Raw genomic sequence first — 26,884 nt, forward strand, 5'->3', positions numbered from 1 at the left:
TTCGTACACCCTGTTACAAATAATAAACTTATCATGATTAAAGCTATTTTCTTACGCATATTTAACCAACTGCATATTGAAGTTATTTGCATCATTATAATCTTTAGGATCAACATAAAATTTCTCCCCCCATGAAGATACAACTAAACGGCCGTCATCTGTTTTTCCAGTAATACTAATTGCATGTCCACCTTCAGCAGTATATGCATTTTTACCTTCTTTATCTTCAAAAATAATTGGATTAACTGAAAGTATAAGTTCCCCGTCATTTTTATATTTATCATAATTTGAAACAGATGGCGTAATATTATTTTTAAAATCAACATTAATATTGTGGTCCTCTAAATATTGTGTGAGTCTATGTTCGCGACTTTCTTGATTTGTTCCAGCTCCAACAGTGTCTGACTCATCTTCATTTTCGTCAAAAGTATCTCCCCACTTCCACCATAAAAATTCTTTAGGGTTATGGTTATCTTGTGAAGCATATAAATCTACTAAAAGAAAATTAAAATTAATTTTCTTTTCTCCATTCTCAGTTGAATATAAAGGAAATCCAAACTCTTTCTCAAACTCTTTTTCACTTCCCTCATATTGCTTTAAAAATCCATTAACAAGAGCTACATAGCCACAACCTTCATTTTCTAGTTTTTTCAGATAATCAGTCATTTCTTTTTGTGTCATATTCGGGTAATACTTGTGCAATATATCAATAATCTTTTGTTTTCCATTATAAAAATCTGCTAATGGACTAGATTGATCACCACCATACAAGGGGTAATCATTGTAGACACCATCCAGCTTATCCATATTTTCGCGTGCAGACCATTTGCTCACTAAATCATTGGCCCAGTCCATATTCAAAGAATCCAAACTAAATATTCCAGTCGATGCGTCAAATCCTTTCCCACTTCCCATTTCTTTCAAACCGCTTTCAACAAAAGCTAAAAGACTTTCTATTTCTGTAAAAAGAGTGGCTGAGCGAGGATTAAACGCAAGTAATTTGTCTAGCTTCTCTTTTTGTGCTTGTTGCTGATTCTGATAGTGCTCTTCTAGTCCAATAAAGCCTTTCCCAAGAAAATTTTGAGGCGCTATTATCGTTAAGTGTTGAGCAAAATCTATCAAGTTTCCGAGCCGCGAAATTTGGCTTCGCAAAACATCTTCTTGTAGTGAATTTGTGTCAACATCAGCCTCATATTGGTTAGGTAATTTTTGTGCAGCCTTACTTAAATTTTCTGCTACCATAATAATGCCATTAATGAGTGGCAAATAGCCATCTTTAAAATAATTCTTTGCTGACTCATAAGTTTTTCCTTTTAATCTCTCTTCAATCACAAATCGATTTATCAAAGTTTTTATTTCTCCCAACAAATCAATTTGTTCCATACACATTTTTTCTATTTCCGAACCCTGTCCCATTGCATCTTCTAAAAACATATTAACACTCATGGTACCATCCCGCCATCCCATGCTTTTTTTCGCTGCCGCTCTAATTTATCTATTTGTTTTTCTAATTTTTGATTAGTCGAGTGTACCTCTTCTCGAGCTTGAATGATATCTTCCATAATTAATTGTTGTTTGTTTTTCAGCTGTAATACTCTTTCATTTGTTTGATATGCTATTTCACCAACTCGCCAAGTTTCTTGAATTTCATTAAAAAGGGAGTCTTTTTGATAAATATGTTCATCAAATAGTTCTTCTATTTTCTCTAATTGACGTTGCTCTTGTTCAACTTCATATTTCGCTTCTTCCAAGCGAAATAATTGTTGTGTAAGTTCTTCTGGGGATGTCCCGCTCACCCATATCACTCCTTCTCAGTTTAAAGTTGTATAACTTTGTTGCAATTTTTTGTCCATCTCTTCAAATTTCTCCGCTACATGCTGAATATTCGCAATATCTTTTTGTAACATATCCATCAAACTAGATATACAATTAATTTCTTGCCTATAAATCATCTTAATCTTTTCATTTCCTTTTAAAGTAGTCCGTTGATCCGTATCAAAAAACCAATTTTTTTCAAAAGAAGCCATAACATCTCGAAAATTAATAACGTGTTCATCCACAACGCTCAAACGGCTTACTATTATTTCGGACACTTTTATTCCTCCTCTTTTAAATCAAATAAATATTATGTACTCATAATAACATTATTATACCATATACAGATAATAAAATATCGTGTCCAAAATATTAGCATTTTGCAAATAATCCTATTAATAACCAACCATTTTCATCGTACAGAACAATCCAAATTCATCTCCAAAAAAAGAAACTCACATTTAACATTGATTATTTTTTAATAGATTACCTCTATTTGTTCTGAAAGCTTTGATTTATGTTACTTTATTTTTAATAAATGTGTTATCATAATGATGAAATCAATAATTAACAGACTTCAAAAGCCGTATTCTAAAAAAAGGATGTAACCTGCTCGGTAGCTAGGTTATATCCTTTTCGTTTATTTGAAATTTGCTCAAGCGTTTTGAATTGGTACTTTTTCGTTTGCATCTGCTTGGCTAGTAATCTGCGTTTGTGGTGTACCGTCGGCGAACAAGCCGATGAATGATGTGCCACTTGCAACTAAATAGCCGAAGAAAATCGTGAGTGCGGCAATAAAACACGCAATAAATACGTTTGTTTTTGAAATTGTTTTTTGATTTGGCTTTTTGCGTTCCTCGGAAAGACCTAGGCCAATTTTTTGTTCCTCGCGACGATCCTCGATATATTTTTTCTTTGCCTCTTTGGTAATGCTGTTATACCAATTAACAAAATTGATATAGGACTCCGAAACGGTTTCCTTATCGCCATCTTCGCGAATACGACCATAATGCATCCACACAATACGATCACATAAGTTTTTCACTTGTGTAATAGAATGGCTGACAAAAATAATCGTTTTCCCACGAGCTTTAAATTCATTGATTTTATCAACACATTTTTGATAAAACGTTTGGTCCCCGACGGATAACGCTTCATCAATAACGAGAATATCCGGGTCTAAATGGACCGAAATGGCAAAGCCAAGACGCGATTTCATACCACTCGAATAGTTTTTAATGGGTTGGTTGATGAAATCTCCAATGTCCGCAAAGTCAATAATGGACGGAATTTGCGCTTCAATTTCTTTATTCGTCATGCCGTGCATAAGGAGTTTCAAACGAATATTTTCAATTCCAGTAAGAGGACCTTTAAGACCTACTTGAATCGCAATTAAAGATGCCTCACCATTAATTTCTACTTCACCAGAAGTCGGCACGATAACGCCCGAAATAATACTTGAAATGGTTGATTTCCCAGAACCGTTAATTCCGATAAGTCCCACTGTTTCGCCGTCACGGATTTCGATACTTACATCACGGAGAGCCCAAAAACTATCGGTTTTTTTATTTAAAAGCGCCGCAGTAATCTTTTCTGTTTTATTTTTAAGTAAATCATATTGTTTTGTGACATGTTTCAGTCTGATTTTAACAGGTTTATCTGTCATTTTTATTTCACCATCCGGTAATTTACTTTTTTATAAACTGACATTCCTATTTTACCTAAAGTGGCAAGGAAAGTCTAGGAAGATTCATTTAGAAAGTGCTATAATGGGCTTAAAATCTGGGTTTTAGAAAGGAAAATAATGATGCCTATGCAAGAATGCAACTTTTATGAACTTGAAATGACGCATTTAAACGCCGAAAATCGTTCAACTATGACTGAAATCTTAAATCTGTTAGACGAAAATTACTTGGAGTTTGGTAAATCTGGAAATAAAACGCAAAAAAAAGATTATTTAAATGCCTCATTGCCGGCTGATCAATATGAAATTTTAGAGTTTGAATCGCATTCATTAGGGCAAAAAAGCCAACTACCAACTTATACGCTACTAAATCATACAACAAATGAAACAAGCTTGCGTAGCAGCATTTGGAAATATCAAAATGGGCACTGGAAATTATATTTTCATCAAGGAACGCCTGTAAATTAACAGATACGCCTAGTTTTGCGAGTCTGATTTCTCCTGAAGCAATTTGTCTTTCAAACTTTTTTCCACATTGTTTCCGTACACGAAAACTTCTGCCAAAATGAAAAATGCAATCGCTAATAGGAATGTGATTCCGATTGACAAGGAAAAATAATAGCCGGGGATAAAAATCGTATGTAAAAGGGAATATAAAACTTGTGGGATAATGGCGTAACAGAGCGTTAATGTTGCGATTTTCTTAATACGCTTGACGTTTCTCTCACGAAACGGTGTTTTCCCTTTTGAAAAGCTTCTAAAAATTTCACTTGCTAGCCATAATGCACCAACTAGGAATATTAAAGCGATAACGGCAACAAAAAAGCCGATACCAGCTTCAAGTGCTACATTTGTTTTTTCTGCCGCAACTGAAGAAGACATAGTAAAGCTAAAAGGGCTATTTTCATCAGGAAAATCGTTAAAACTAACTTCTCCCCCCTTTAGCAACATCGTTCCGCTTACGATTAATGTACCCGCGTAAATTATCGCTAACAATTTCAAAAATGCATGCAAAAAGTAACTCCATTTTGTTAGTTTCATCACTGTTTCTCCTTTTTAGTTTAATTCCGTATATTTTTGACGGGAAACCTTGCTTTTTTCTATAGGATATTTTGCTTTATTCTTCTCCAATTTGGCTAAAATTAGTTCCTCAATATTTAAATTTAAATCAGCTGCCAACATGTAGCTATAAATTAAAACATCTGCAATCTCATCACGAATATTTCCCATGTTTGCTTGAATAGCTTCCTCGCTCGTTTTCCACTGGAAATTTTCGAGTAGCTCTGCTGCTTCAATCGACACCGAAAGCGCTAAATCCTTAGGCTTATGAAACTTGCGCCAATCGCGCTCTTCGCGAAAATCATTAATTTCTTTCATCACATCACTCATTTTCAATCCGCCCCTTTTATTTTTATTATAACAAAAATGCAGAACTACAAGATTACATTTTTTAAAACGTGGTAAAAATGTAATATGTTGAGCAAACTATAAAAATGAGATGAATGTAACTTCTCACAGATTTTAAAAATTTATACGAGGTGTGTCATGAAAAAAATAATTTTTTACAGCGGGAGCTTTTGTATTCCATTCGGCATTTGTTGTATCGTTTTTTATTCGCTGCACATTGTGCCCTTTGGAGATCAAGCATTTTTAGTGAGTGACATTGGTTCACAGTACATGCAATTTTTGCACTTATTTCATAATTTTTTTACAGATGGATTTAGTCTTTATTCTTTTTCAAATGGTATTGGAGATTCTGTTTTATCGCTTAGTGGCTACTATTTGGCAAGCCCTTTCAATCTGATTAGCCTCATGTTCAACGAGGCGAATATGCCGATTGCGCTATCTTGGATGATGATTTTAAAAATTAGTGCGATGGGCTTTTCCATGAGTTATTATTTAGCTAAACACTACAAAACGACCAGTTATTCCATATGGTTATTCTCTACAGCGTATAGTTTTTGCGGTTTTACCATTGCCTATGGTGTGAATTATATGTGGCTGGATGCACTGGTTTTGCTGCCTTTTGTTGTTTTAGGGCTGGAGAAAATTTGGCTTTTGAACCGCGGGACTATGTACGTGATAGCACTTTTTCTTACCATCGTAACAAATTATTATTTAGGTTACATGGTATGCCTTTTTGCGGTTATTTACAGCCTTTATTTGTACGCAATCCGCTATAAAAAACGGGAGGACTGGCGCTTTCGCACACTGCTTTCACGAGGGAAAAAATTTGTTTTTTGTTCGCTTTTTGCTGGTTTAGCGACGAGTTTTATTTTAATCCCGTCTATTTTAGGGATGCTGAATACGGAAAAAACTAACTTTGCGTTTAGTACACTTTTACCTTATCCAAAGTTCTTTGTTTCTTTCTTGTCGCAATTCGGAGTAGGGACAATTCGGTTTGATTCGCGGCTTGATCACTTACCTACCATTTATTCAGGAATATTGATCACTTTATTTTTCATCATGTATTTTTTAATCCGCAGCATTCCTAAACGAGAAAAATTAATTGGTGCTTACTTATTTCTCGCGATTTTTGCTACATTTATCATCGAACTTTTCAACACAATTTGGCATATGTTTCAGGCGCCTGCTGGCTTTCCGTACCGTCAGTCTTTTATATTTAGCTTTCTAATTATCGCATTTGCCTATAAAGGTTTTCTTCATTTCAGGAAATCTTTCGAATCGGTTTATCTTTTTCGGGCAGCTGGAATATTTATCGGCATTCTTATTGCTGGAGAAATCGGGCTGGGCTTTCAAAATCTCGTTTTCAAGCAAGAACCATTTTTTGAAGCACAACAAGTGTGGAGTTTACTAGCGTCAGTTGTTTTTATTGGCATTTATGTTCTTTTGCTACTACTATGGGCACGAAAAAAAGCCAATTGGCTCCTTGTTTTTCTCGCACTTCTCCTTTTCTTTGAATTAGGCAGCAATTATCGAATGGGTCTTCAAGATGTAGATTTTGGTAAGCAACATACTTTTTCAACTTTCTCAAAAAATATAGCTTCCTTTATGAATAAACTTAATCCAGGCGATGAACTTTTCAGGGTTCAAACTAAAATTCCAGGCGCTAAATTAGGTTATGTTGATGTTTATAATGGCTATAATGATGCGATTTCGTTCCATTACGCGGGCACTTCCGCTTACACATCAACATTAAATAAACAAACACTTGAAACGCTCAAAAATTTAGGTCTTTATTCGAAAAATGAACGGCGCTATAGTTATGTCGATGCAAATCCTGCAATGAACTTATTGCTCAATGTGCGCTACCAAATTTCCTATCAAAACGATGCTTTACATGCTGTTCAAAATGCGGAAGCAGTTGGTTCTGGCTTTTTCATCGCTGACGGCAACATAAAATTACGTGACGGCGCTGTTTTTTCAAATTTGGAGTCTGTTCTTCAAGGTATTTTACCTAACAAAGAGCCTTATTTAGTGAAAACAACAGAAGAAATCGTCACGCGTACAAGCGGCGATGTGCTCATGTACCTGCCTAATGCGGAATTTCGCGCAACTGATGAACTCTACGTAAACGGCAAATTGCATCAAACAAACATCGCGATTAACTCTAATCAGCTTTATAATCTTGGTTTCTTTAAAAAAGGTGAAAAAATCTCGGTTATGTTTAAACCGAAAAAACGATTTTCAACTGAGAAAATGGCATTTTATACTCTGGACGAGGCCCGCTTTCAAAATCTCACCCATCATGTAAACTCCGGAGCGCTTCAATTAACGGAAGAAAATGGCGACCATTTGAGTGGCACTGTCACCGCGCCAAAAGGCAAAAAAGAGCTCTTTTTATCCATTCCGTACGATAAAGCTTGGCAAATTAAAATTGACGGAAAAAACACAACAACTAGCCAAGTAATGGGCAATTTCACAAGCATTTCAGTCCCGGAAGGAAAACATCAAATTGCGCTTAGCTACCGTCCGAAAATTGTTCCATACAGCATTTTATTTTCTATTCTTGTTATTGTTGTTGGGCTAATTATTAGACGACGCCAAAAAAAATGACTCCCTACGTTTAGGGAGTCATTTTTATAAATTTTCGCTTTCATAAATTCGCGATTTTTCACCCCACGGATGATAACCATCACCAATATAGCGAAACTGCTGTTTTTCATAGTAGCCAATTAAATTCGTGCAAAGATAGATTTTAGGAAATCCTAATTGTTTCGCCACTTCTTTCGTATGATCGATGAGAAGCTTGGCGTAATTTCTACCCCGATAAGTTTCTTCGATATACAGTGCACATAGCCACGGGTACAAATCCATTCGGCTAATAAAGTCATTCGTGATAAGACCGGCGCAGCCGATAATCTGCTCCCCATCATAGAGCAAGAACCATTGCGGCAGCGGGCTTTCTGTCTGCATCGCATGCGTTAGACAATCCTCATAAATCGTGCTAGTATCCTCATCGGCCCATTTTGATTGGAAATACTCAATTGCTGGGCGGAGGATTTCGGGGTGGGTGCGAATGGATTTTAGTTGCATTTGGAGAGCCTCCTGACTTCTAATTATAAATTCCTTGTTAACGAATGATATAGTGACGGCTCTATCTCATTCTCCAATTTCAACAACATATTAACGATGGGCTTATCATCATGAATTTCTTCCTTAAAACTATCTTTAATTGGACTACATTTTCCTAAATAATAGAATTCACTTTTATCAGATTCATCTTTTTTTATAAACAAATGCATTTCAAGGTTTTCTTTTTCAATATTTCTAAACTGCATAATATCTTTGGAGTTTAAGTTTCGTTGCGTTTTAGAGTACCAACTTAATACATCAGGAGCAATTAATGTATCTTTATATTTATAATCTATGGCATCTTTTTCATACGTCACAAAGATTGGACAGGTATTATGCTTTATCCTATATCCGTAAATAGTTGATGACTCATCTTTACTCCAATTCATTAATCTACAGAAATCTTTTCTTGTATAGCGTTCATAAAGTGAGAAACTGCCACCATTTTTGTATCGTTGCCCTCTGCAAAGTCCTGTTTCAATAATATCATCTACTAGAATGCGAAAACTTGAATCACCTTTCATTAGCGCTACCATTGTATCCGATAGTTCTAACTTCTCACTATCATTTTTAAGCAAAGAAATATGTCTATATGGATTTTTATTATCTGATTTGAAAAACTCGAATGTTAACACAGATATTACACTAGAGATAACAGCCTCATCATAGGCAATCCCTCGACTCTGCAATAATGAACTAATTTCTTGCTTAGGTATAAAGCTATATTCTATTAAGTATTTTAGCACTATTAATTCATGCGTTCTTTTACCTGTTAAGAGCTCTTGTGTCAAGAAGTTTAAGATTTCCTCACCTTCACTCTCAACATAAAAATTCTCTTTCATAGTTTTTAAAAAGGCATAATAATTCTTTTTCTTACTCGCAATTATGATTGGGTCTATAGAATCATTCTCAATAAAATCTTTGAGTAGAGGTACTCGATTTAACCTATATTTTAGATCTAAAAATAATTCTTTGAGTTCTTTCATTGAATCTAATGTTGCTACCGTTATAGCTTCATAAACTCGAGCTTCTGCAATTCTCTCAAAATTGATAACAGATACTCCCGAGAGTACTGTTTTGCTCAAATAATCTTTGAGATTTCCTTTATTTAGAGACTTATCTCCATTCAAAGCTATTGGGATTAAGAAATTATTTTTGTAATTTCCAATAAAATCTATTACTGTAAGAAATTCTTTCTCTGGATACTTTCTTAACCCTCTACCAAGTTGTTGGATAAAAACAATGCTAGATTTTGTATGGCGTAACATTATTATCTGATTAATACAAGGGATATCTATTCCCTCACTAAACAAATCAACTGTTACAATATAATCTATTTGTCCCTCTTCTAACTCACAAATTACTTTTTCTCGTGTTTTAATGCTATCTTCACCTGTTAAAGCTTTAGTCTTTAGTCCTCTTGCCGTTAATTCTTCTGCCAGTGACCTTGCTTCCTCTTTTAGACTACAGAAAATTAAACCATGTACTTTATCCCCATCAAATCCATAATAATTAATCTTTTCAATTATATGCTCAACTCTCTCTGATTCAATTAAATTTTTCAGCTTTGTATTATCATCCACTACTACACCATCTTTTTCATAATCAACTACCCCAAAATAATAAAATGGAACTAGCATATCAGCTTCCAATGCTTCTTGTAAACGGATTTCATAGGCTACATTGAAATCAAATAAATCATAAATATTCAATTCATCAGTACGCTCGGGAGTTGCCGTCATTCCTAAAAGAAATTTAGGGTTAAAATAGTTTACAATATCTAAATATGAGTTTGCTGCAGCCCTATGTGACTCATCAATGATAATATAATCAAAGTATTCTTTTCCGTAGTAGGTTCTAACTTCTTCCTTAGATATTGTTTGCACAGTAGAAAAAAGATATTTAGCCGTATAATCACGTTGATTACCCGTTAATATGCCGTAATCTCTCTCATCTCCACCAATAATATCCTTAAAACATTCCAAAGCTTTTAACAATATTTGCTCTCTATGGACAATGAATAAAAAACGCTTTGGCTTAACATTTTGAACGTCAAAAGCAGCTAGATACGTTTTTCCTGTTCCTGTTGCAGAAATTACTAAAGCTTTCTTTTCTCCCTGATTTCGTAAAGTCTCTAACTCAACAAGTGCAACTTTTTGCATACTATTAGGTGCAATAGTCACTTCTGACTTTTCAACTTTTATTTTACCTAATACCTCAGCCTCTATTTTTTTCATTTCTAAAAACTTTTTCTCATATTGATTAATCAAGTCAGGAGTTAAATTAACCGCGCTTTTCCATTCATCTTCAAATTGTCCATTTATTTGTTCAACAACTTTTCCGTTTTCATTCGAACTAATCTTAAAGTTCCATTCATAATTTGTCATTAATGCTGACCTTGTTAAATTTGAACTGCCTATCATAATAGATTGGTAATTCCCATGATCAAATATATACCCCTTTGAATGGAAACCTTCCGAATCAGAAATTCTCACTTCTAAATTCTTAATTTTCAAAAGTTCTCTATACATCTTTGGACTATTAAATGCAAGATAATTTGAAGTAATGATTCTGCCTTTTACACCCTTAATTGCTAAGTCATATAGTACTGTTTTTAGTGCCGCTAACCCTGCATAAGAAATGAAAGCAATTGTAAATGAAAAATTTTTACACACTTTTAATTCAGACTGAAGAACTTCTAGAACTGTTTCATCAGCTTTTTGATTATTTATCACCAATCTAGGCGATAGTCTATTTTGTATGTAATCTTGGCCATCAATTAGGCTGGATTGAATCGATTCTTTTAAAGCTTCATTTATATTCATTTAGGAATCTCCTTCAAATAGATGTTATCCTTTAATTCTAGCCACTGCTTCCAAATCTGCTGGTGCCCAATCAATTAAATTCAGTTCATCTCTATCTAACCATACAATTTTGTCATGGTCATTTAATTTCATTTCTCCACTAATTATTTTTGAATAAAATACTGTTAAATTAACATCACCAAAGTCATATGAATAAGTACTCGAACAAATTTCTTCACCTATCTCTAAATCTACATTCATTTCTTCCATTATCTCTCTCTTTAACGCATCTCTAGGCAATTCATTTTCCTCTATCTTTCCACCTGGGAATTCCCACAAACCGCCTAAAGATTTATCTTTCTTTCTTCTCGCACACAATACTTTATTTTCTTTTATAATTGCTGCCCCAACAACATTGATTTTTTTTTTCATATTTTTTTAAGCCCTCACATTTTCATTTTATATTTATTATAACAAAAAACTTCCATTTTGCAGGTCAAATCAAATTTTTTATTAATTTTTGAATCACACAAAATCCTTTTGCTTTTAATTGCTTAATTAAAAGCAAAAAAGCGTAACTTCTCGTTACGCTTCATAAACTACAACCGCGGATCAATCTCCGCTTCCTTCATCGTTTCAAACAACATATTAATAGCGGCCGCTTTATAAACGTCATTGTGCTCCGAAATTTCTGCTAGCGGCACATCGAGCATTTCTTCACCGTACTTATATTCCGAAATCGATGTTCGAAGCTTTTGTTTAACTTTTTTGTTGCGTATTAATTTGGCATATTTTCCTTCAAAATGATAGTCGTAGCCGTAAATTAAGTGTAAATAGTCCTCATTGCGCACTTTCATTGCGGGAGCTACATTTTCCACTTGCTTTTCTGGCTTTATTACAATACCTTCCATTTTTTGGTCGAAAGTAATGGTTTTAAAGTAGTCTGCCGCAATTTGTGAGGCATCCTCATTTTGGAGATTAATCGTGACAAAAGAGTCGTCTGATAGCACAGCATACATTTCTGAAGTTGTTCCTGCCCAACGTTTTTCGGTACCATCATTTTGAACCATCTTTAAAATAGAAAATGGTTTGAATGTCATTTCTTCAGGTGAGCCGTATAATTTTAATTGTTCATCAAATTTTTCTGCGGCTTTTTTCAGACTTTCCGTCGCAACATAATTATTTTTTAAAACTAGGGCATTTTTAAACGTTTGATAGTCACCACTTCCATATTTTTCAATGAGATTTTTTTTACTCATTTTCACTTGGTCGTATTCAAAATCGGTTGCTTCCATTTTCTGAATCACCGCCTGAAAGGCTACATCATATCCTGCTTCAGCCAAAATATCCAATTCGGTATGTTGCGCGACACTAATTGGTGTGTATTTCTCATCAATTAAACCTTGTCCGAGAATGTGCCATGGCATGAGTTCGCCGTCCAAAATGAGCCATGATAAATCGTTTTTTTCAAAAATATCATTAAACCGCGTTTTTAGCGTAGCGAATAAATCATTTAGACGTTCGTCGCGGATTTTAAAGCCGTTACGGCTAACCGCGTAGCTTTTTTTACTGTTTTTGTGCAAATAAATATTGCAACGGGAGCCCATGTATTTAGGCTGTAACGTAATTTCGCAGCAGTCTTTAGAGCGGAAATAATCAAGCGCTTTGTCTAACGACTCAAGTTCATTTTTCTCTGCATCACTTTCAGCGGGCGCAATTGTTCCTGAAATGAAATTAATTTTTTCCTCTGCCACGTACGCTAAACGCTTCGCATCTGCCGTTGTTAGTTCAGCTTCCGACACTTGTTTTTGGCGTTTAAACAAAGTAGGCAGTTGCTCGGTTTCTGCGTTGTCGCTTTGTACGGACTGATACGACAAACGATAGTTCAGCGTCACACCCGTCAGCGAGCCACCCTGCACACATCCCGTATCAACATGAATATTATTTTTTATGCGAAAAGCCTGATTTGAAGCGATGTGACCGAAAAAGTGGTACGGGTGAATCGATTTCGCCTCATCTCTCAAAAACGACAACTGCTCTTCAATATTTTCATCTCGGAATAAACGGAAGTTGCGCATCTGCCGTTTTGATTCATCGTCGAGCTTGCCTAGGAATTTCGTTTTACACGGCGCATGAGTTGCGTAAAAGCTTGGTTGTCTTTCTCCAATGACACGATAAAACGGCTGCGCCTGTAAAACAAGTTCAACAAATTTCGCATAAAGTTCTGCATCTGAAGAGAGTACAGGAATTGAATCAAAATAGTCTCTTACGAGTGTTTCGTCCGCACCTTGAATTTTCTTTTCAATATATTTATGCACAAAATTTTCATGATTACCTAAAACAATGCGAAAATGCGTTTTATTTTTATAAAGAAACTCGACCATCGCGCGCGTATTTTTCCCCTTGTCGATAAAGTCGCCAAGCAAAATAAATTCGTGACTTGGTTTTTCGACAATCATTTCATCCGCATCAAAAACGAAATTATATTTTTTCAAAAGCGAGATAAGGCTCGTTTTACACTCATGAACATCCCCGATAAACGTGTAGGTTTCGTCTGGCGGAAGAAGCGTACCAAGCATTTCCTCATAATTTGAAATCGCCACATCTAGTTTCTGCACCGGAAATCTTACCCGGTGAACAGCCTGATAATTTTCGCGTCGTAAAACGGGTAATACCTCACGCCGCAAACGTGTAATATGGTTCGAAATAATAGTTTTACTTCGTTCCGTTCGAAAATAATCAGCGCGATTTTTATAATCAAACAGCACTACTTCCACATTGTAATGATTTTCTACGGCAATTTTTCTTATTTGCTCGCGAAATTTATCGGAAAGTCCCGTTGAATCAATAACGACGAAATCGGATTGAATCGGAAACGATGTCGCAAGTCTCAGCTTTTCATACAAAAGAGAAAAAGCTTGCTCACTGCTCTCGAGCATGACTCTCGCATATTTGTCATGCGCATGCCCCAGTAAATCTTGGCGAATTTCATCTGAAGAAAGATAGCTGATGTTCATAAAATAGTTCTTCTCCGGTACATCTTTACGGAGTGCCGGCATCAAAAATTCCTTCGCAAATGTCGTTTTCCCACACTCACTCGGTCCAATCATCAAAAAAATCGTATGTAAACTCGTCCTAAGCTCCATCTATTCCACCTCTTTTCTATAAATAATTGCACCGCTCGACGTACTAATACCGTTCACTTTATCCCCTATTTGAAAAAAATCCACTTCAAAACGGTTAGACCGCCCGACAATTTCGCGAAGCCAATCTTGAAATTCTTCAGCAGAACTTTCGAATTTATGGTCCGTATGGCGGAACGCATCTTCCAGTTCATAAAACGCATTGAAATCCCGATTAGGCGTCGTCACAATAAAATGTTCGAAATCTGTACTATTTAAAACTTGCGTCACCAATTTGTCAGCCTGCTTTATCGGCATATGCTCAATCACTTCCGTAAGCAGAACATCCACTTTTTCAGTCGGCGCATTTTCTAAAAAATGTTCGAATGATTCGTACGTACCGATATTTTCAATTTCCTCGCGGCTCGCCCGCTTTTCAACGTGCCTTAGCAATTCGGTATCAATATCAATCGCGTAATAAAAATCCGTGTCGGCTAGCTTTTTCGCAAATGGAATCGCATAAAAGCCTTCCCCACAACCAATATCCACAATGGAATTGGAAAAATCAAGCCGCGCTAAAATGGCGTTACGACGCTGCAAGTGTGTGCCACCAAATTGCAACTCGATATCGTATTTTTCAGTCGCTTCCAATTGTTTTTTAAATTTTTGAAACGTTTTCGGACGAAAAAGGAAGTTTTGCGCGAATAAATAACGAATAAAATAAGGCACATCTAAATCGATGAGGAACTGAATGTATTTTTGAATTAAACTATCCTCCACTTGGATGGACTCTTTACTATTCATCGCTAGGAACAAGCAAAATACATTAGCTAACTTTAATAAGTCGCCTAGTGTTTCCTCGGTTTCAATTGCCACTTCATAATAATTCTCTGTCTTCTTCACAACCGTAAAATCATAGTTCTCAAAATGTTGTTTAAAAAATCGCAAATAATGTTCTTTTCGCGCATAAATCATTGAAAAAACAAGACGATTTTTAAAACCTCGTGTATCTTGATCGTTTTCTTTCGTATAAACACTCCTAAAAAAGTCATTTGTCATCTGCAAATAAGCAAATGGGCTCGTATATTTCGATAGGTTTAAGTAATCAAAATCCGGTTCATTTTTCCCCTTAAAAGAAATTGTGTTTTGCGCATCTTGAAAAAAGACGTGGTATGTCCCTTCAGCGCTAAACCAGCCTGTCGCAATGCCTTTTCGAATGCCCCGAAAAACCATACCAGAAGCTGGATTTTTCTTAATCAGAAATGAAAATGCCGGATTTGTGCTTTTCAATTGAATAATTGCCATGATGTTCTCCTTTTTCTTTTTAGTATAACAAAATAAGACTAGCAGCACCCATATTTTTCGATGCCGCTAGATAAATTCACCCATAATTTTTTCGAAATCGCTCGCTTCCACATTGCCGCCCGCTCCAAAAATAACATCAGCTTCTTCTCGGTTTAAAACGAGTTCGCCGCGAGCCTTCCCGTGCAAGCAAAACAAATCATAGAGCGTTGGCTTTTTAAGTGTCGTCATAGCATAAGTGATTGCCTCAATCCCCGTTAAATGCGTATGGATATTGTTTGGCGCTCCCTCCTCATGCCCCAAACCTAAATCACACCAAACGAGCTCTTGTGCTTCCAAGTCAACAATAAATGGCATGACCGCCATCTGTATAGATGTTAAGTCAAATTTTTGCGACACCGTTTTCGGTTCGAAAATCTCACCTGACTCGCTATCCGTTCGGTTCATCAATCCGACAAAGCATTCCTCTAATTCCGAATACGGGATTCTTGAAAAACTATTGATAGATATCGCTGCATATTTCGCGCCAATTTCCTGAGCTCTTTTCAGTTTTATATCAATAAATTCGGAAGCCCCATCTGGCGCAGACGTAATATCACCACTATGCGTCATTGTATGCGCCGCATCTCGCAATTCATAATACGAACAGTAAGACACTTGACTATAATTTTCATCAAAAAGCATTACCGACGAATCAATATCCACCATGCCACCTTTCCAGTAAATAAACAAACGCAAAATCGGATGCTCCTCAAAATTCAGTTTGATTCTTGAACCACGGGCAAATTGCTTCAAACTTTTATTCGTGGAACGATTCGCAAACGGAACCGTGTAGTTTTTCAACTCCTCATCAACAAAGACTTTTCCCAAATAATCTTTTTGCGCAAACTGCGAAACTAACGCATCGTCGCAAATTTGAATGACACGCAAAGCCGTCTGCATGGCGATTTTGACACGTGTTTCTTCCGTCACAAAAACTTTTGCTTTTTGACCTTTTGGGAAAAAAATACGCGCCGCCTGATTTTTCGTACGGCTTTCAAAATGGCTGCGCATGTTAAGCAAAATCGGCACCGACGTGCGAGTTGCCACTTGCTTAAATGCGTGAAACAGCTGGTTTTGTTCCGCTTCATCGAAAAAAATTCTAAGCAGATAATCGAAACGGCGCGCAAATTCGCCTGGGCGGGATTTTAAAAGCGAGATTGCTTCCGCCAAATTAGATTCAGCAAGGGCACACTCTACTTTCCGATTAAACGTAATGACTTTTTCATTATTTCGTATCACATCAAATCCCGCCGCTGCGTGCGGATATACGTTCCGATATTCAGAAGGGTGCAATTTCTCACCAAGGCGAATGAACGCCCGTTTGTGTCGGCGCATATCCTCCGTTAAATTGGCTGTTTCATTAAGATTTTCCAGCATTAAACGGCGCATTGGTCTTTTGAAGGTAATAAAGCGAGTGGGTTCAGCAAGCGATGTATCGCCGTCTGACAAGCTAACCGCAAAGCGAAGTACATCCGTTGCCGTTTTCATTTCCGCCATCAAAGCTGCCGTGTCCAACTGGTATTTAAGACACATTTTAATTAGAAAAGCCAAATTTTCTTTTTGTGTCACATTTTCAAATTGAGCTTTCCCACCAAAATTTCTAAGTAAAATTTTCAAATCGGCTTTATCATGCCCACTGAACGCTTCCTTACTATGAATCAGTTGGTTGGTGAGCTTTATCATGTCCGCTTCACTGACACATTTGATTTCTTGCAACTTGTAGACCCCGTTTAGTGCTGCACGCGTTTCTTCTTTATCATTTGGCAAATAGGAACCGAACGTCGCATAATGCAAAACGGCTTTCCCGTAAAGTTCCAAATCGTCCATTTCCGCCACTTGTTTTGGGAAATTTTTATGGAATGCTTTATGATTTTTCACGCCTTTTATTTCATACATCGCTGCCAAGATCCCTTCTAAATGTTCATTAGAAAGGCCTTCTATTAGCTCGATTGAAACAGAATAGCCTAATTGCGCAGCTTTTGTTAGAAACTGTTCTAATTTTTTTGTAGTGACCTCACTATTTTTTATTTGAGGTAAATAAATTCCGTTTTGACGTCGAATTGTTAATTCATACATGTTGTTTCTCCTTTTTATACGGAGGAAAAGAGGCGAACTAGTTCCCATAGAAGGAAGTCCGCCAAGAGCCTCCAAATTTCGGTAGCTGGAAATGCAATAGACTAATTGAGGTTAAGAAGGAAGTCTATCTGGAGCCAGCTTGTTTTTACCCTTTTATGACCCCTAGTGTGTGTAATGTTTTCACGATTGTGACGAGGTCTTTTTGGTTTTGCATCACTTGGTCAATGTCTTTATACGCGTAGCGGCTTTCTTCAGCTACATCTTTTAAATTGGTTTTCCCAAGTGTCACTTGTTGGTTTTCTAAATCTGCCAACACTTCTTTAGCTGGGAAATTCGCTTTTGCTCGTGTTCTGGAGTAATTTCTGCCGGCGCCGTGTGAGGACGAATGGAAGCTTTCTTTACTCCCTAGTCCCATTGTAATGTAGCTTTTTGAGCCCATTGCGCCTGGAATTATACCTAGTTCGCCGTTTTTAGCACTTGTCGCGCCTTTTCGGTGAACATACACTTGTTCGTCGTAATGCGTTTCAAGCGAAGCATAGTTGTGGTGGCAATTAATCCGCCCTTTAAATTCGACCGTTTGATTTAATTCTCGCTGCACAATTTCACGCGTGATTTCCATCGTTCGGTTCAACATTGTTTCGCGGTTTAAATACGCGTAATCAAGCGCGAAGTTCATCCATTCAATATAGGCGCGCCCTTCTTCGGAATCAATTGGTAAGAAGGAAAGCGCGTTTTCTGCCGACAAATTACTGTACCATTTTTGGTTCGCTTCTTGCGCAATTTTATCAAAATGCGTACAAATTGCGGCACCAAGATGGCGGCTTCCAGAATGGAGCATAATACATAAATAGCCTTTTTCATCTTCTTGGAATTCAATGAAATGATTCCCACCGCCTAGCGTTCCAATTTGATAGTACGCATATTCAATTGTTTCGCGCACATTTGGAAGCGCCTCATAAAACGTCATTTTTTCTGCTCCATCCAGTTGCTCGGAAATTTGCTTCTCGCTGTGCTTCCCTTTTCCAACCGGAATTTTTTTAAGCGTCGTTTGAACAAGTTGCGGCATAATTTCGCGCACATCGCGTGCTAAAATATTCGTTTCAATAAAACACATCCCGCACCCAATATCCATTCCAACCGCGTAAGGCACAATCACATCTTTCGTCGCCAAAACCCCGCCAATCGGCATTCCTTTCCCAAAATGCGTATCCGGCATAAGCGCAAGCCATTTGAACACGAAAGGCAAACGAGCAACTTCTTTCGCTTGTTCTAAACAGCCTGCCTCAATATCAGACGCGCTTTCAAGCCATATTTTAATAGGTTTTCTGTTCGCTTTTTTTTCGTAGTTGACAAACATATTCTTGCACTCCTTCACTAATCGATATCTTTAGTATAGAAAAAAGTCATGATTTTATCTTTTAAAAAAAGGTGCGCAATGTTAATCTGAAAGAGAGAGGAGAAGATTTTTGTGGCAAAAGAATTCCAAGAACTAATCAAAAATATGAATACGGTGCGCACTTACGCCCGCGATTTCTACATCTACGGCTTTAAAACACGCGAAGAATTTGGGCAAAAAAGCATTCGCAGCTACGATACCGAGCGCCGACGCATTGAAAGCTACTTCCATAATTACATTGAAACGGAAGTAAGTGGCACGAAAAAAGTCGTCCGCCTTGCAATTAACACCAATTCTTTAAGCGAAAACCCTTTTTTCTCGGTATGGAAAGCAAAATCCTTTACGAAGAATGATATTTTCTTGCATTTCATGCTCATTGATGCACTCACACTCGGCACCAAAAACTTGCAAGAAATACTCGGCATCCTTGACGCGGAAAAACTAATCGAAGAGGGCACTGTTCGAAAAAAACTATCGGAATATGTCAAATTAGGAATTTTCGAGCAAACCAAACAAAAAAAAGTGAACTATTATAAGCTTGCTGATTTTCCAAAACTTTCAAATGGATTTTTAACGGCCATTCAATTTTTCAAGGAAGTGCTGCCAATTGGGGTGCTAGGCGCGTATATTTTAAACGTGCAGCAATTTGTCCCCGCTTCGCCGTTTCAATTTAAACATTTCTATCCTGTTCATACTTTAGATGAACAAATTGAGTTTGATTTACTTGCGGCCATTCAGTCGAAAAAGTACGTTGAAATCCACCGTTTCGGTCATGAAAATGTCATTTCAAAACCATTTTTACCGATAAAACTACTAGTCAGCTCGCAAACTGGGCGGTGTTACGTCATTGGGCGAATGAAGCAAAGTCGTTTTTTCACTACTTTCCGCCTAGAACATCTTGCTTCTGTAAAGCTGTTAGGTCATTCGGAAGATTTCGATCATATCGTAGCAGAATTTGATGCATGTCAGCCGTATTTTTGGAGCAATATGACTGGGAATTGTGAGAAAGACAGATTGGCGATGCAGCTTCAAATCGATGAAAAACGCGATGAATACCTTATTGAACGGATTAAACGTGAGGGACGTTCTGGAAAACTCACGAAAATTGGGCCGCAACTTTTTGAATATGAGATTGAGCTGTTTGATTTGACGGGTATCAAACCATTTTTACGAACCTTTATCGGGCGAATTGTTAAGATGGAAGCTAGTAAACGAGGTTTCGTGCAAGCATTCTTTAAAGAAATTGACGAAATGAACGCCTTTTATGAGGAGGAAGAGTGAAATGCCCATTTTTAGCGAAATTTATGGCACGTATTATTTTATTGTCAATCAAATATTGATGCAAAATCGTCCACTTTCTGCTGATGAAATTCGGGCGATTATTCAAGATTTAGGCTACAACGAAACACTTTTCCATCTCGAACCGCAGTTATTACAGGAAGGAAATTGGGATTTGCTACATAAAAAGGAGCAAACTTTCACGCCTAAATTGCCCGCAATTCCACCTGTTTATCGTGAGCTTGAAAAACGGTTTTTGAAAACCATTTTAGAAGATGCACGCATGGCTCTATTTTTAACACCGGAAGAACAACTTGAATGGCAAAATCATTTAAAAGACGTGCCCCCATTATTTTCTTCCCAGGATATTTTTTATTTTGATCAATTCGCAGATGGCGATATGTATACAGATTCCAACTACATTCGCTGTTTTAAGGTCATCTTAGAGGCGATTCAAACGAATAAGCAAGTTTATTTGGAGTATGAGAATGCTCGGAAAAATCAGCTAACTGGGGTTTTTAGCCCACAAATTCTGGAGTTTTCTCAAAAAAATGATCGTTTTCGTCTTCATGCTAAATCTGTGCAAAATGGCACAGCCTATATTTTAAATGTGAAGCAAATTCATTCGGCCACTTTAATGGCAGAAAACGCGCGTGAGCAAACGACTCCAAAGCCTGTCACTAAAACGATTCACTGCACACTTTATAATCGGCGAAATGCCCTAGAGCGCGCTATGTTACACTTTGCAAGCTATCAAAAAACAACGAAACGGATTGATGACAAAACTTATGAGCTAGTGATTTCTTATCCTGTGCCAACTGAAAATGAACTGCTTATTCAAATTCTTTCTTTCGGTCCTATGCTCCGAGTCACTGCACCAAGCACGTTCATTAGGTTGTTAAAACAAAGATTGCAAAGACAAACTGAACTTTCTTTAGGAGATTAGGTTTTCATTCACAAAAAAGGTATAATGAATACTAAGTAGAACGAAAAGGAGGATGTTATGAAAAAAATTGGGATGGTTTTTTGGTGCTCCGTTATACTTATCCTTCTCGCCGTTTTACTCGGCGTATTTTTCCCACAAGGCTTTGAAACAGCAACAGCCAACATTCAACAATTTTTAACAAGTACGTTCGGCTGGTATTATTTGCTTGTTGTCGCCATTATCGTGGCTTTTTGTATTTTCTTAATTTTAAGCCCCATTGGCGCCATACGTTTAGGGAAACCAGGCGAAAAGCCAGAGTACAGCAATACATCATGGTTTGCCATGCTTTTTAGCGCAGGCATGGGGATTGGCCTCGTTTTTTGGGGTGCAGCAGAACCGCTTTCTCATTTTGCGGTCAGCTCACCAAGCGGCGAAACTGAAACACAAATCGCGCTACAGGAATCGCTACGCTATACTTTCTTTCACTGGGGGATTTCTGCATGGGCCATTTATGCGGTCGTAGCCCTAGCTCTTGCTTATTTTAAATTTAGGAAGAAAGCACCGGGTTTAATTAGCGCAACCCTCTACCCTATCCTAGGTCACCGGTCGTCAGGAACGATTGGGCATATCGTAGACATCATCGCCGTTTTCGCGACAGTCATTGGTGTGGCGACAACTTTAGGGCTCGGCGCCCAACAAATTAATGGCGGACTTGCGTATCTTTTCGATATTCCGATCAATTTCACCATTCAAATGATTATTATCATCATTGTGACAATCCTATTCATGATTTCCGCGGCTAGCGGTTTAAACAAAGGCATCCAGATTTTGAGTAATCTCAATCTTTATATTGCGGCTCTGCTTCTTGTGCTGACGCTCTTTTTGGGTCCAACGGTGAAGATTTTGAATGAATTTATGAATGGTTTTGGAGAGTATTTGCAAAATTTTGTGCAGATGAGTTTTCGAACGGAGCCGGGCAATCCAGCTGGCCGCGAATGGATTAACAGTTGGACGATTTTTTACTGGGCGTGGTGGATGTCCTGGTCGCCATTTGTCGGCTTTTTCATCGCCCGTATTTCCAAAGGGCGCACAATTCGCGAATTTCTAATGGGCGTCATCTTGCTACCAACAATTGTGAGCGCACTCTGGTTCGCGGTATTTGGCGGTACAGCCATTAACATTCAGCGCACGGTTGTGCCAAGCTTGCAAAAATTACCAACGGAACAAGTTTTATTCGGCGTATTAAATGAGCTGCCACTAGGCTCCATTTTATCGATTATCGCGATTATCCTCATTGCTGTTTTCTTTGTGACTTCGGCGGATTCAGCAACGTTTGTACTCGGGATTCAAACGACAAATGGCTCACTAAATCCAAGTTTCCAAATTAAATTAGTATGGGGCATTTTACAAGCCGGCATCGCAAGCACGCTTTTATTCTCTGGTGGACTGCAAGGCTTACAAAACGCAGCAATTATTGTCGCATTCCCGTTTTCGGTCATCATTATTCTCATGATGATCTCGCTCTACATTTCCCTTTCAAAAGAACAAGAGCGACTCGGTCTATTTATCCGTCCGAAAAAATCACAGCGAGATAATTTATAGCACAAAAAAACAGGGCCGATTGCCCTGTTTTTTTGCTATTTGAACATCACATACAAAATAATCGACTGATCCATCTCGCTAAGCGCCTCTTCCGCAAATAAGTCATCAACAATTCGTAGGCCTTTTTCTGAGAAACCCCAGTACTGAAGAACATAACGTTTGCCGGGCTCTATTTTTCCACCCTCAAAAGGCTCTGTAGCACTTCCTGCGTGTTCAAATTTATAGAACAACTCTGCAGATAACGGCACTTTTTTTTGTGATTCCGCCCCGTTCGCGAGGATTTTAACGCGAAGCTCTTCTGGTTTCATCACATCAAAACCAACTGCGCCCCAAACAAGTTCCCCGTTTATCGGACTTTTTTCTTCGCGCGCAATTTCTACAACTTTTTGATGGCTCACGCGCTCCGCTTTTTCATACACATCGAGGTACACTTGAACCCGCTCGCCCTCCGTATTAAAGGCAACCTTTCCGCTAGCCGCCAAAAGAAGATCTAGCGTATCAATCGATTCCTTATCTTTTTTGATTAAAGCTCCGTTTGGCACCCCCGCAATTTTATCACCTTGAAACGGCCAAAGATTCCAATACGCCAGCACGCCTAAACCCCCGCCAATAAGTAACACGCCAACAACAATCATGATGCTAATTTTTTCATGATGCACTCCTTCATTTGTTATTTATGGTACGGCTCCCCGCGCATAATTTTAAATGCACGATAAATTTGCTCGACTAAAACTAGACGCATGAGTTGATGCGGTAGTGTCAATTTGCCAAACGAAATTTGTTCATCGGCGCGTTTTAAAACACTATCGCTTAAGCCAAGTGAGCCGCCAATGATAAACGCAATTTTACTTTTCCCATATGTCATGAGGTGATGAAGTCCGTCAGCAAAATCCTCGCTCGATTTTTGTTTGCCAGCAATTGCCAGCGCAAAAACGTATGTATCCGCAGAAATTTTTGTTAAAATTCGTTCTGCTTCTTTTTCCTTTACTTGTAACATTTCAGCTTCACTTAACATTTCTGGCGCCTTTTCATCTGGGACTTCTACAACACTTACATTCGCATATGGACCTAAACGCTTTAAGTATTCTTGAATGCCTTGCACTAAATACTTCTCTTTTAATTTTCCTACTGTAATAATTTGGATTTTCATGTATCCACCTCAAAATTGCATTTTCTCCGTTTATCATACCATAAAATTAACTGATACGTGCTTTTGACCTAAATTCGCACACAAATTTCTTTTCCACAAGAAAATGGCACTTATACACAAGTTTTATCCACAGAAAGTATCCACATATCCACAGACGCATCTATATTTTGTATAAGAACAAACATTCCCTACAAGATATACTTTTAGTGAAATTCACTATCCACAGGTTATCCACATGATCATAATACTCGCAAAAACCTTGTGGCAGAAGCAATTTGGAATTTGTTAGCAAATGAAACTGTGGATAAATGAGCGTTTTTATAGTTGTTTTTCACAAAAAGGTATATCTTACTATGAAAGTTGGGCAAAAATGAAATTTGATTCAATTTTTTGTTCGAAAAGCAACTTTTTATACTTAAATTGTCAGTATTTTCGATTTCCCACAGCTTATTCACGGTTTACTAACAGGTTATCCACAAAAATTATCCACATATCCACAACTCCCTTCTATATTTAGTGCAAGAAAATATGTTCTCTCCTAAATATTGATTGCTTGACTTTTGGAAATCCACAACTTATCCACAAAAAAATACGACTCCGAGGAGTCGCATTTTATATTTATTGTTTGGATGATGTAGCTGATTCTAACGTAACGTTTGTGGATTCTTTCTTACCGTCACGGTAATACTTCACGTTCATCTTTTGACCTATTTCAACATCATTGCTGTAAAGAATTTGACGCAACGTCATTGAGTTGGTTACTTTCTTACCGTTCATTTCTACAATTACATCGTATTGTTTCAAACCAGCTTTATCCGCAGCAGAGCCGCTAACGACTTGTTGAACCATTGCGCCGTAATCGACACCTTCAGGCAATTTCAGAATGTTTTGTTGTTGCTGTTCTGGAATTGTATCCACGTCGCGGAGTGTTACGCCTAGCGAAGGACGAGTTACTTCACCTTTTGTTTCAAGTTGTTCGATAATAGGTTCAACTGTGTTAATCGGAATCGCAAATCCAATTCCCTCTACATTTTCTGTGGAAATCTTCATGGAATTAATACCAATCACTTGGCCTTCTAAGTTAATTAAAGCTCCACCACTGTTACCTGGGTTGATAGCTGCATCAGTTTGAATAACTTCTGCTTCCCAGTCTTCTTGACCATCACCATTTGTATCCACTGGAACAGCGCGATTTAAGCCGGAAATAATCCCTTCTGTAACGGAACCGGAGAATTCAGTACCTAGTGGGCTACCAATTGCGATGGCAGTTTCTCCGACTTTAAGGGAATCTGAATTGCCGAATTCAGCTATGGTGCTCACATTTTCATCGCTGATTTCTAGTACTGCAAGGTCGTTCCATTCGTCAGTTCCGATTAACTTGGCGGATGATTTTTTCCCACTAGAGAAAGTCACTTCAAGTTTATTGGCGCCTTCGACTACGTGATTATTCGTCACGACATATGCTTTGCCGTTTGATTTTTTGTAAACAACGCCTGAGCCAGAAGAGGCTTCCTCCTCAGAAGTTGTGGAACCGTCAAGTGAACTTGTTGCTTGATAGTTTAAAACACTTACAACAGCGTCTTGTACTTTCTCGACTGCTTTTGTAATGTTGGTTGTATTTTCATACGAAACTTTTTCTACTTTTCCCGTGTTTGAACTTGATCCAGATGACGAATCGTTTGAGGAATCACCTAAGCCGCTAACGGCGAAAAAGATAATCAGACCGCCTACTAGAACGCCAATTAGGCCTGTTAGGAAATAACCTAAAAAGTGCTTACCACCGTTTTTCTTTGGTGGCTCACTACCGCCGTCACCGCCACTTGAACGTGTTGGGGGAACAGGTGGTACTGGGGGAACTGTGTTGTTTTTTTCAGAAGTATCGGAGGCTTCTTCAAAAAAAGCGTTCGTCATGCTTGCTTCGGCTTGTTCACGCGTCGCCCCCGCGAAAACTTGCCCTTCGTCTGTTACACCTTCCGAAATCGGCTCAGAAACTGGTTCTTGTCTGTGCGGACTATGTAACGTTTCTTCTGTTTTTTGTTCCTTTGTTGTTTCTGGCGATTGATTCGCATCATCGCTTACTGTTTTGTCAAACTCATTTTTCTCGTTTTCCAAAATTAACCATCCCTTTCCGCATAAAAATTCATCTATAGACTTATCTTACAAGAGAATTATGAAAAATTCATGAAATTACTTTAAATTTTTAAGAAAAAAGAGACGTACTCATTCGCTTTACGTCCCTTCTCAGCTTTACAATGCGAAAATGCTCGTCGGAATTTCTGGATCTGTGTCAAATAATTCTATCTGATTTCCGACCACAATGCCTTCACTTGCAAGCGTTTGTGCCACACTCATTCTAGCTAAATCTTTCATATTGTTATCCTTGCTTAAATGTCCAAGATAAATTCGCTTTGTTTGATCGCCAATGACTTCACTCATCGCGATTCCTGCATCTTCGTTCGAAACGTGCCCTTCATCGCCTAAAATTCGACGCTTCACATTCCACGGATAACGCCCCATACGAAGCATTTCGACATCATGATTACTTTCAAATAAATAGGCATCAGCATTTTTGATGTGCCCCTTCATTCGGTCGCTCACATAGCCCGTGTCCGTAATCATAACAAACTTTTTATTCCCGTTATGAAATATGTAAAACATGGGCTCAGCCGCATCATGCGAGACTCCAAATGATTCTACTTGCAAGTGCCCAAAACTTTTTACAGTTTCCATATCAAATTGAAATTTTTGATCCGAGCTTACCTCGCCAATCATATTATCCATTGCACGCCAAGTTTTCTCATTTGCGTAAATAGGGAGTTTATATTTTCTCGCCAAAACACCTAAACCTTTAATATGGTCCGAGTGCTCATGCGTAATTAAAATTGCGTCCACTTCGCTAATATCCCGGTCAATTTGTTTAAAAAGACCTTCCATTTTCTTACCGCTTAAACCACAATCGACTAATATTTTTTGGTCGTCTGTTTCAATAAGTGTGGCATTGCCAGAACTCCCACTTGCGAGAATACTAAACTTTAATTGCGCCGCACCAGTTCCTGCTAACAGTTGACTCTTCATCATTACATTCGTACCCCCTGACATATCCTTATTTTAACCTTATTTTTTACAAAAGAAAACAAAAATCAACCCGAATG

Annotated in this window: 22 protein-coding genes; 5 read left to right on the forward strand and 17 right to left on the reverse strand. The window is 37.8% G+C overall.

Translation table 11 applies throughout. The annotated features are described in order from the left end of the window. Window positions 1-51: 51 nt before the first annotated feature. The 4 genes from CFT42_RS09875 to CFT42_RS09890 all read right to left on the reverse strand — a co-directional run bounded on the left by CFT42_RS09875 (window position 52) and on the right by CFT42_RS09890 (window position 3,481). On the reverse strand, window positions 52-1,434 hold the full coding sequence (locus CFT42_RS09875; protein ID WP_159458162.1) for a T7SS effector LXG polymorphic toxin: 1,383 nt from the start codon (window positions 1,432-1,434) through the stop codon (window positions 52-54). An 8-nt stretch (window positions 1,435-1,442) separates the two neighbouring features. Continuing rightward, window positions 1,443-1,796: a DUF3958 family protein gene (locus tag CFT42_RS09880; protein WP_088816048.1), complete on the reverse strand. Its 354-nt coding sequence runs from the start codon at window positions 1,794-1,796 to the stop codon at window positions 1,443-1,445. A gap of 15 nt (window positions 1,797-1,811) precedes the next feature. Next, the gene (locus CFT42_RS09885; protein ID WP_159458163.1) at window positions 1,812-2,093 is read right to left on the reverse strand and encodes a TIGR04197 family type VII secretion effector; all 282 of its coding nucleotides are present in this window, start codon (window positions 2,091-2,093) and stop codon (window positions 1,812-1,814) included. A gap of 377 nt (window positions 2,094-2,470) precedes the next feature. Then, on the reverse strand, window positions 2,471-3,481 hold the full coding sequence (locus CFT42_RS09890; RefSeq protein ID WP_088816050.1) for an ABC transporter ATP-binding protein: 1,011 nt from the start codon (window positions 3,479-3,481) through the stop codon (window positions 2,471-2,473). 138 nt (window positions 3,482-3,619) lie between these two features. On the opposite strand from CFT42_RS09890, the gene CFT42_RS09895 reads away from it, so the two are divergent. Further along, window positions 3,620-3,967, forward strand: a complete 348-nt coding sequence (locus CFT42_RS09895; RefSeq protein ID WP_244169959.1) for a nuclear transport factor 2 family protein — start codon at window positions 3,620-3,622, stop codon at window positions 3,965-3,967. 9 nt (window positions 3,968-3,976) lie between these two features. Here the strand turns inward: CFT42_RS09895 and CFT42_RS09900 are convergent, their stop codons facing one another. Both CFT42_RS09900 and CFT42_RS09905 read right to left on the reverse strand, forming a co-directional pair. Next, window positions 3,977-4,540: a DUF2975 domain-containing protein gene (locus CFT42_RS09900; RefSeq protein WP_088816052.1), complete on the reverse strand. Its 564-nt coding sequence runs from the start codon at window positions 4,538-4,540 to the stop codon at window positions 3,977-3,979. 15 nt (window positions 4,541-4,555) lie between these two features. After that, a complete protein-coding gene (locus CFT42_RS09905; protein ID WP_088816053.1) occupies window positions 4,556-4,888 on the reverse strand; it encodes a nucleotide pyrophosphohydrolase in 333 nt (110 codons plus the stop codon). Window positions 4,889-5,044: 156 nt separating this feature from the next. Between CFT42_RS09905 and CFT42_RS09910 the strand changes: the two genes are divergently transcribed. After that, a complete protein-coding gene (locus tag CFT42_RS09910) occupies window positions 5,045-7,516 on the forward strand; it encodes a YfhO family protein (protein WP_088810415.1) in 2,472 nt (823 codons plus the stop codon). Between the two features lie 24 nt (window positions 7,517-7,540). On the opposite strand, the gene CFT42_RS09915 is transcribed toward CFT42_RS09910, so the two are convergent. The 7 genes from CFT42_RS09915 to CFT42_RS09945 form a co-directional block, all read right to left on the reverse strand. Beyond that, the gene (locus CFT42_RS09915; protein WP_088810416.1) at window positions 7,541-7,996 is read right to left on the reverse strand and encodes a GNAT family N-acetyltransferase; all 456 of its coding nucleotides are present in this window, start codon (window positions 7,994-7,996) and stop codon (window positions 7,541-7,543) included. A 23-nt stretch (window positions 7,997-8,019) separates the two neighbouring features. Next, the gene (locus tag CFT42_RS09920; RefSeq protein WP_088816054.1) at window positions 8,020-10,860 is read right to left on the reverse strand and encodes a DEAD/DEAH box helicase; all 2,841 of its coding nucleotides are present in this window, start codon (window positions 10,858-10,860) and stop codon (window positions 8,020-8,022) included. A 24-nt stretch (window positions 10,861-10,884) separates the two neighbouring features. Then, window positions 10,885-11,271 carry a (deoxy)nucleoside triphosphate pyrophosphohydrolase gene (locus CFT42_RS09925; RefSeq protein WP_088810418.1) on the reverse strand — a complete coding sequence of 129 codons (387 nt, stop codon included), beginning with the start codon at window positions 11,269-11,271 and terminating at the stop codon, window positions 10,885-10,887. Window positions 11,272-11,438: 167 nt separating this feature from the next. Beyond that, entirely contained in the window at window positions 11,439-13,985 is a 2,547-nt protein-coding gene (locus CFT42_RS09930; protein WP_088816055.1) for a metallophosphoesterase, read from the reverse strand. After that, window positions 13,986-15,266, reverse strand: a complete 1,281-nt coding sequence (locus CFT42_RS09935) for a methyltransferase domain-containing protein (protein WP_088810420.1) — start codon at window positions 15,264-15,266, stop codon at window positions 13,986-13,988. 66 nt (window positions 15,267-15,332) lie between these two features. Then, on the reverse strand, window positions 15,333-17,381 hold the full coding sequence (locus tag CFT42_RS09940) for a TerD family protein (protein WP_088816056.1): 2,049 nt from the start codon (window positions 17,379-17,381) through the stop codon (window positions 15,333-15,335). A 145-nt stretch (window positions 17,382-17,526) separates the two neighbouring features. Continuing rightward, complete coding sequence (locus tag CFT42_RS09945) at window positions 17,527-18,738, reverse strand: RtcB family protein (RefSeq protein WP_088816057.1); 1,212 nt, start codon at window positions 18,736-18,738, stop codon at window positions 17,527-17,529. Between the two features lie 111 nt (window positions 18,739-18,849). Here CFT42_RS09945 and CFT42_RS09950 point away from each other — a divergent pair, with 111 nt between their 5' ends. From CFT42_RS09950 to CFT42_RS09960, 3 genes are read left to right on the forward strand one after another with little or no spacing between them, the layout of a single operon-like run. Then, on the forward strand, window positions 18,850-20,058 hold the full coding sequence (locus tag CFT42_RS09950) for a WYL domain-containing protein (protein WP_088816058.1): 1,209 nt from the start codon (window positions 18,850-18,852) through the stop codon (window positions 20,056-20,058). A 1-nt stretch (window position 20,059) separates the two neighbouring features. Beyond that, window positions 20,060-21,001, forward strand: coding sequence for a WYL domain-containing protein (locus CFT42_RS09955; RefSeq protein ID WP_088816059.1), 942 nt, complete (start codon window positions 20,060-20,062; stop codon window positions 20,999-21,001). A gap of 57 nt (window positions 21,002-21,058) precedes the next feature. Next, window positions 21,059-22,582 carry a glycine betaine uptake BCCT transporter gene (locus CFT42_RS09960; protein ID WP_088810425.1) on the forward strand — a complete coding sequence of 508 codons (1,524 nt, stop codon included), beginning with the start codon at window positions 21,059-21,061 and terminating at the stop codon, window positions 22,580-22,582. A gap of 35 nt (window positions 22,583-22,617) precedes the next feature. Here CFT42_RS09960 and CFT42_RS09965 read toward each other — a convergent pair whose 3' ends face one another. The 4 genes from CFT42_RS09965 to CFT42_RS09980 all read right to left on the reverse strand — a co-directional run bounded on the left by CFT42_RS09965 (window position 22,618) and on the right by CFT42_RS09980 (window position 26,810). Next, window positions 22,618-23,241, reverse strand: coding sequence for a hypothetical protein (locus CFT42_RS09965; RefSeq protein WP_159458164.1), 624 nt, complete (start codon window positions 23,239-23,241; stop codon window positions 22,618-22,620). Between the two features lie 11 nt (window positions 23,242-23,252). Further along, window positions 23,253-23,732 (reverse strand): 23S rRNA (pseudouridine(1915)-N(3))-methyltransferase RlmH, encoded by a 480-nt coding sequence (gene rlmH, locus CFT42_RS09970; protein WP_088810427.1) that lies wholly within the window; start codon window positions 23,730-23,732, stop codon window positions 23,253-23,255. A gap of 618 nt (window positions 23,733-24,350) precedes the next feature. Next, window positions 24,351-25,844: a S1C family serine protease gene (locus CFT42_RS09975; protein ID WP_179946584.1), complete on the reverse strand. Its 1,494-nt coding sequence runs from the start codon at window positions 25,842-25,844 to the stop codon at window positions 24,351-24,353. 135 nt (window positions 25,845-25,979) lie between these two features. Beyond that, on the reverse strand, window positions 25,980-26,810 hold the full coding sequence (locus CFT42_RS09980; protein ID WP_088816062.1) for an MBL fold metallo-hydrolase: 831 nt from the start codon (window positions 26,808-26,810) through the stop codon (window positions 25,980-25,982). Window positions 26,811-26,884 lie beyond the last annotated feature (74 nt).

It is taken from the genome of Listeria goaensis, from assembly GCF_900186125.1.
GTDB lineage: Bacteria > Bacillota > Bacilli > Lactobacillales > Listeriaceae > Listeria > Listeria goaensis.